The sequence below is a fragment of the Asticcacaulis sp. P2_C5 genome, assembly GCF_056404555.1.
The window spans coordinates 116,431-124,050 of sequence record NZ_JBFUDU010000019.1 but is presented as its reverse complement, the minus strand read 5'-3'; the positions used below and the strand labels follow the sequence as shown (position 1 = coordinate 124,050).

At 60.1% G+C, this 7,620-nt stretch carries 3 protein-coding genes; 2 read left to right on the top strand and 1 reads right to left on the bottom strand.

From position 1 onward, the window contains the following. Together AC1DXO_RS24600 and AC1DXO_RS24595 are read left to right on the top strand one after the other, a co-directional pair. On the top strand, positions 1 to 1,848 hold a 1,848-nt coding region (locus tag AC1DXO_RS24600; RefSeq protein WP_476980856.1), incomplete at its 5' end, for a beta strand repeat-containing protein. A 178-nt stretch (positions 1,849 to 2,026) separates the two neighbouring features. Then, positions 2,027 to 5,728 (top strand): beta strand repeat-containing protein, encoded by a 3,702-nt coding sequence (locus AC1DXO_RS24595; protein WP_476980855.1) that lies wholly within the window; start codon positions 2,027 to 2,029, stop codon positions 5,726 to 5,728. On the opposite strand, the gene AC1DXO_RS24590 is transcribed toward AC1DXO_RS24595, so the two are convergent. After that, a complete protein-coding gene (locus AC1DXO_RS24590) occupies positions 5,718 to 7,619 on the bottom strand; it encodes a peptide MFS transporter (RefSeq protein WP_476980854.1) in 1,902 nt (633 codons plus the stop codon). The two genes, AC1DXO_RS24595 and AC1DXO_RS24590, sit on opposite strands and share 11 nt — an antisense overlap. Between the last annotated feature and the right edge of the window lies 1 nt (position 7,620).

Here is a 7,620-nt window from a genome sequence, read left to right as displayed (position 1 = left end):
ACCATTACCGGTTCGGCGTCGGCCAACTGGATCGACGGTGGCGCCGGCGCCGATAGCATGACGGGCGGTGCGGGCAACGATACCTTTATCGTAGACGATGCCGGCGATACGGCGACAGAAGCTGGGAACCAGGGCACCGACCTGGTTTACACCTCGGTTTCATTTGTCATGGCAGCCAGTGTCGAGAACCTGATCATGACAGGTATCGACAATATCAATGCCACCGGCAACACCAGCAATAACAACATCACCGGCAATGACGGCAACAACTCGATCGACGGCAAGGTCGGCAATGACAGCATGACCGGCGGGCTCGGTGACGATACCTACTACGTCGATAATATCGGCGACCGGGTATATGAGAATGATGGCGAGGGTACCGACCTGGTCTACAGCACCGTGACCTACTCGGGCGCCACYCAGGCTGTCGAAAACATCACCCTGACGGGTTCGGCCGATATCAATGCCCTGGGCAACGCGCTCAATAACATCGTCATCGGCAATAACGGCAACAACGACCTGAATGGCAGTCTGGGCGCCGACACCATGAACGGCGGTGCGGGCAACGATACCTACGCGGTCGACAATGTCGGCGATGTCGTCATCGAAACCTCAACCGGCATTGACGTGGTCAATTCGAAGGTCAGCTTCGATATCGGCGCCAACCTGATCGAAGTCGTCAACCTGATATCGGGCCTGCACGTCAATGCCTATGGCGGAACGACCGGCCGGGCCGARACGTTGAACGGCAATACCGGCAACAACATCCTCGATGGGCGTGGTGGTTCCGACACCATGGCCGGCGGTCTKGGCAACGACACCTACTATGTCGAGCGGACGACCGATCTGGTGACGGAAAATGTCGGTGAAGGTACGGAYCTGGTCTATTCTACGGTGACCTATACCCTGACCGCCAATGTCGAGAACCTGATCCTGCAGGGGGCCGCCAACACCATCGGCACCGGCAATGTGCTCGACAACAGGCTGACGGGCAATACCGGCGCTAACAAGCTGCTGGGGCTGGACGGCAACGACTGGCTGGACGGTAGCCTGGGCAACGATACAATGACCGGCGGCATCGGTAACGACACCTATGTCGTGGACAGCGCGACGGACAGCGTTGTCGAACTGAGCGGTGAAGGCACCGATACGGTACAGGCTTCGGTTTCCTACACCCTTGCCACTGCGGCCGATATCGAGACCCTGACCCTGACCGGTGTCGCCGATATCAATGGCCGGGGCAACGCCCTGGTCAATACCATCAATGGCAACGCGGGCAACAATGTCCTCGATGGCGCGGCTGGCGCCGATACCATGGTTGGCGGGCTTGGCAATGACACCTTCGTGGTCGACGATGCCGGCGATGTCACCGTCGATGTCAGCACGGGCGGCCTGGCCGATACCGTCAATGCCTCGGTCACCTACACCTTAGGGTCTTCGGCCTATATCGAGATCTTCAACCTGACGGGTGTCGGCAATATCAACGGCACGGGCAACAACATCGCCAATACGATTACCGGCAACAGCGGCGCCAATATCCTGAATGGCGGCAACGGCGCGGATATCCTGAACGGTGGAGCGGGCAACGACACCTTTATCGGCGGTTCGGGCGCTGACAACTTTGTCTTCACTGTTGGCAGCGGTCTGGACGTCATTAACGACTTCAAGTCAGTCCAGAACGACCTTATCAATGTCAACGACTACACCCATGGTGTGGTGAATGGTGGCGGGGTCGTGATCTTCCAGTCTGGCACCAGCGCGATTATCGATCTGGGTGGTGGCAACACCATCACGGTGCTCAACACCACAGCCAGCGATCCCAACTTCCTCAGCCATATCACCTGGTAAGGACATTCATCAATATGAGGCGCCGTTATCTTAAGGACGACGGCGCCTTTTTTTCTCGCAATATTTTTAGGCAAGGACGCACGGCGGTACAGAGTTTGAGGCTTGAGTAGACCGGGGCGCAGTAGCGTTGAGTTGAGTTCAACAACCAATTTCCTTTTGTTTGCCACGAGGTACTCCCATGCGCATGCGTTCCGGTCTCGCTTTTGATGACGTCAACCTGTCGTCGACTATCAACCCTTCCGTTTCCAATGAAAGCCTGACTGCGGGCATTAACAGCAGTAGCGGCGACGATACCTATCACGTGCCGGGCGACGTCGTGTCGGAGGCGCCGGGCGGCGGCACCGACATGGTCATCAGCACCATCAGCTATATCCTGGGCGACAATGTCGAGGACCTGATCCTGGATGGATCGGGTAATATCGACGGCACCGGCAATAGCCTCAGCAACATGATCTTTGGCAATGTTGGCAATAACGTCATCGATCTTCGCGCCGGCGGCAATGACTCGGGCTATGGCGGCGGTGGCAACGACACCCTCTATTCCTCTGGCTGGGGACGCTACTTTGGTGAGGAGGGCGACGACTACATCTATGCCGGTGCCGGATCGGCGGAGGAGCTGGACGGCGGCGCCTATGGCAACGATACGCTCGACACCACCTCATGGTCGCCGGGTTACGACATTAACCTGATCACCGGCGCGACCAATTACAGCGGCGAATCGTTCACAAGGTTCGAAAATGTCACGACCGGCGTCGGCGCTGACACGGTCACTGGGACGACTAGCGACAACTATATCGTGACGGGCGCAGGCGATGACTCGGTTTCCGGCGGCGACGGTAATGACACTATCGATGCCGGCGTCAATTCCAACGGCACGGACACGGTCAACGGTGAAGCGGGTAACGACCTGATCATCTCATCCGGGCAGGGGACCTATACCGGCGGGTTGGGTAACGACACAATCTGGGCCGGGATCACGACCGGCGGGACAGAGACGATCGACGCTGGTGACGGCACGGACACGCTAAATACTACCCTGTGGAACGGCGGCTATGTCGTCAACCTGACGACGGCCGCCACAGGCTTTGGCGAGACCTTCAGCAATTTTGAAAACGTCACCCTGGGCAACGGGTCCAACGACGTGACGGGCACGGGCGGCAGCAATGTCATCATCACCGGCTCTGGCAATGATACCATTCATGCCCTTTACGGCGATGATACGGTGTATGCTGGCGCGGGTAACGACTATGTCTTTGATGGTTACGGCATCAATACTGATGACGGCGGTGACGGTAACGATACGATCGATTTCAGCGAATTTTCCGGCAACCAGAACCTGAACCTGAAAACCGGCGCGACAAATTACGGGGGCGAGTCTTATCTCCATTTCGAAAACGTCGTCACGGGCAACGGCAACGATACCATCACGGGTTCGGCTGCCAGCAATGTCATAAAGGTGGGTGATGGCAATGATGTCGTTTATGGCGCCGGCGGCAACGATGAGATCGACGGCGGCCTGGGGGATGACACCCTGGACGGTGGCGACGGCAATGACTGGATTTACAGCAGCGCCGGCGGCGTCAAGACGCTGAGCGGCGGCCTGGGCGACGACACGATCGGCGGCATGTTCCAGTATCTCAGTGTGATCGATGGCGGCGACGGCACCGATACATTGGATTTGAGCTGGGTCGCCAGCCTTCCGGCGACAGCCAACCTGCATTTCGGCACCTATTCCGACGCCAGTTCGTCCTTCACCATGACGAACTTCGAGAACTATATCGGCGGCGGCGGGGCAGAACTGGTCATCGGCACGAGCGGTGGCAACTGGCTCGATGGCGGCGGCGATAACGATACGCTGAACGGCGGCCTGGGTAACGACACCTATGTCGTCGATAGCACGAGCGACCTGGTCAATGAAGAGTCGGGATCGGGCACCGACACGGTTCGTTCTTTCGTCAACTTTACCCTGAGCGCCAATCTGGAAAACCTGACCCTGGTGGGCAGCGCCGACAGTATCGGCACGGGCAATACCGGCAACAACATCCTGATCGGCAATGACGGCAACAACCTGCTCAATGGCGGCAGCGGTATCGACGCCATGTCGGGCGGTTTCGGCAACGACACCTACTACGTCGACAATGCCGGCGACACGGTTACCGAAGCCAGCGGTGGCGGAACCGACCTCGTCTATACGACGGTCAGCTTCGCCATGGGTGCGCAATATATCGACAACCTGACACTCAACGGTACAGCCAATCTCAATGGGTCCGGCAATGGTCTCAACAATATCATCAAGGGCAATGCCGGCAACAACCTGATCAATGGCGGCGGAGGTGCCGACACCCTGATCGGCGGGGCCGGCAATGATATCTTCGTCGTCGACAATGGCGGTGATACGGTCCAGGAGTTGAACGGCCAGGGTACGGATACGGTCAATGCCTCAGTCAGCTTTGCCTTTGGCGGGCAATATCTCGAAAACCTCAACCTGACCGGCGGCAACAATCTCAACGGCACGGGCAACGCCCTGGCCAACATCATCACCGGCAATACCGGCAACAACCTGCTGGACGGTGGCGGTGGCGCCGATACCCTGACCGGCAGCACCGGCAACGACAGCTACGTCCTGGACAATGCGGGCGATGTGATCGTCGAGGCCGCAAGCGAAGGGACGGACACGGTCAATGCCGGCTTTACCTATGTGCTGGGCGCCACGCTCGAAAATCTCACCCTTACGGGTGCCGGCAATGTCAATGGCACGGGCAATGCCGCGAACAATGTCCTGACCGGCAATGGCGGCAATAACAAGCTGAACGGCGGCGACGGTAACGACCGGATCGACGGCGGCGGAGGCACGGACGCGATGACCGGCGGTCTGGGTAACGACACCTTCTATGTCGACAATGCCGGCGACACGATCTCCGAACTTAATGGCGGCGGCACCGACACGGTCTACAGCTCGGTCACCTTCGGTCTGGGCGGGGCCTATATCGAGGTGTTCAACCTGACCGGCAATGCCAATATCAATGCCGTCGGCAACGCCATCGCCAACGCGATCAACGGCAATGCCGGCGACAATGTCATCAATGGCGGCGGCGGGGCCGACACCCTGGCGGGTGGTCTGGGCAACGACACCTTCTATGTCGACAATATCGGCGATACGGTCAGCGAAGCCAGTGGTGGCGGCAACGATGTGATCAGCAGTTCGGTCAGCTTCGCCCTGGGCGCTGCCTATGTCGAACAGCTGATCCTGACGGGGACGGCCGATATCAATGCGACCGGCAATGCCATTGGCAACACCCTTGTCGGTAATGGCGGGAAAAACGTCATCGATGGCGGCATAGGGGCAGACACCCTGGCGGGCGGTCTGGGCGACGACACCTACTATGTCGACAATGCCGGCGACACGGTTACCGAAGGGAACGGCGGCGGTGCGGACTGGGTCTACAGCTCGGTCAGCTTCGCTACCGGCGGGCAATATATCGAAAACATCGTCCTGACCGGGGCCGGCAACACCGATGCATCCGGCAACAGCCTGGCCAATCTGCTGCGCGGCAATGGCGGCAACAACCTGCTCAATGGCGGAGCCGGCGTCGACATATTGAATGGCGGCGGCGGCAATGATGTCCTGATCGGTGGCAGCCAGGCCGATGTCTTCCTGTTCGGCCTGAACAGCGCCGCCGATACGATCAACGACTTCAACGGCGGCGCCGGCGACACGATCAATATCCACGCCTATACCAACGGCGTGGTGGGTGGTGGCGGCGTGGTCATTTCCCAGAACGGGGCCAATGCGGTCATCGACCTGGGCGGCGGCAATATCATAACCGTGCTCAACACGACGGCGACCAATCCGGCCTTCCTGAGCCACATTACCTGGTAGGTTGGGACCTGGCAGGCCGGGGATCGCCGTCACCCCAATGGCTGATCAAGAAGGACAGGCCCAGCACGGCGGCGCTGAGGCCAAGTCCGCACCACCCGATGACGGTGAAGGTGGCGACAGACGTCGTCAGCGACGCCTGCGCATCGAGGACCTGTCCGGCGACAGTGTCCGTCGACGCCAGGCGCGCGATCATGCCGGCAAGATACTGGGCGCCCGACGTCCCGAGGAACCAGACGGCCATCATGGTCGAGACCAAGGTTACCGGTGACAGGCGCGTCTGCTGCGACAGGCCGACCGGCGACAGGGTCAGTTCGCCCAGGCTGTGCAGCAGGTAGGTCAGGAGCAGGCAGTACCACGGTACACGGAACAGGGCGTCCGCGCCGCTCGAGGCAATCGTCAGCACCAGGAATCCCGCTCCGGCGCAGGCCAGGGCGAAGGCGAACTTGCGCAGGGGCGGCGGATCGAGATTGCGCTTGCCGAGAAAAGCGAACAGGGCCGCCAGGAACGGCGATAGAAGCAGGATTCCGCCGGCGTTGAAGCTCTGGGTCTGGGCGGCCGTGATGCCCATGTCGATCCAGACGGCGTGGGCCGGCAAGCCGCCGAAGGCCGCCAGTTGCGCGGCCGAGGCCAGGACGAAGGTCTGGCCGCCCAGCACGAGGACACGGGCCTGCGACAGGAATTCGAGATTGACATTGCGGGCGGCAAACAGGTTCAGCGACGATCCGGCCTGTTCGAAGAGAGTCCAGAAGAAGACCGAGCACAGTGACAGGATCATGGCCAGGCCGAGGCGGAAGTTCTCCGCCCGGCTGTAGCGCGTTATCATGCGGAAGACGACGTAGACCAGGATAAGAATGACGCAGCCGAGTTCCGCCAGGCCGACGATGGTATGACGCTGGATCAGATAATAAACGATCGGCAGCCCGCCCAGGCAGGCGAGGTAGATAAGGGTTTCGCGTGTCAGGAAACCGCCGGGACGTTCGGCCAGTCTTGAGGACTCTGGCGGGGCGCCGTTGCCCATCAGCCACGATTTTCCAAGGACGAAAACCAGGAGGCCAACCAGCATGCCGAGACCGGCCAGCCCGAACCCGGCCCACCAGCCCACCGTCTGGCCGACATAGCCGCACAGCAGGGCCGACCAGAAGGAGCCGAGATTGATGCCGTAATAATAGAGCTGGAAGCCGGAATCGCGGCGCGGATCGTGCCGTTCGTACAGCTGGCCGACGATGGTCGATATATTGGGCTTCATAAAGCCGACACCGAGGATGATCAATGACACTGCCAGGTAATAGGCGTTTTCCCCCCATGGCGTCCGCTTCACGACGCTGAAGCTGTACGTGCCCTTGGCCAGGACGGCGGGCAGGGGGGCGGCCTTGGTCAGGTTTTGGGGTAGATCCTTGATGGTCAATTCGCCCTGCGGGCCGACAGCCCAGTCATAGGTGTGACCGGCGACCTCAAGGCGTACGGTGCGCGCCTGCTGGCGGCCCTCGGTGACGAAGCTGTAGCTATGGCCGCCGTAGTCCAGGACCTGCTGGGCCGGCTGGCCTTCGAAGGTCATGCCGAAATGACCCAGGCACAACAGGATGGCGCCAAAGATAATGGCCTTGCGCGTACCCAGCCAGCGGTCGGCGACCAGACCGCCGATCAGCGGCGTCAGATAGACCAGGGCGGTGTAGCTGGCATATTGATCATTCGCCCGCCCGTCGCTGAACAGGAAGTGCTGGGTCAGGTAATAGATCAGCAAGGCGCGCATGCCGTAATAGGAAAAGCGCTCCCACATCTCCGTCATGAAGCAGATAATCAGACCCTTGGGCTGGGTGCGCAGTTGCAGGACGACTGGAATGGCCGACAGCGCCGTAATGACGACGCTGGCAAGGATCAGCAGGTTGATCATG

Excerpts from the sequence above, each read along its gene's own strand:
- AC1DXO_RS24590 (WP_476980854.1), bottom strand. The coding sequence starts at position 7,619 with ATGATCAACCTGCTGATCCTTGCCAGCGTCGTCATTACGGCGCTGTCG.
- AC1DXO_RS24595 (WP_476980855.1), top strand. The coding sequence starts at position 2,027 with ATGCGCATGCGTTCCGGTCTCGCTTTTGATGACGTCAACCTGTCGTCG.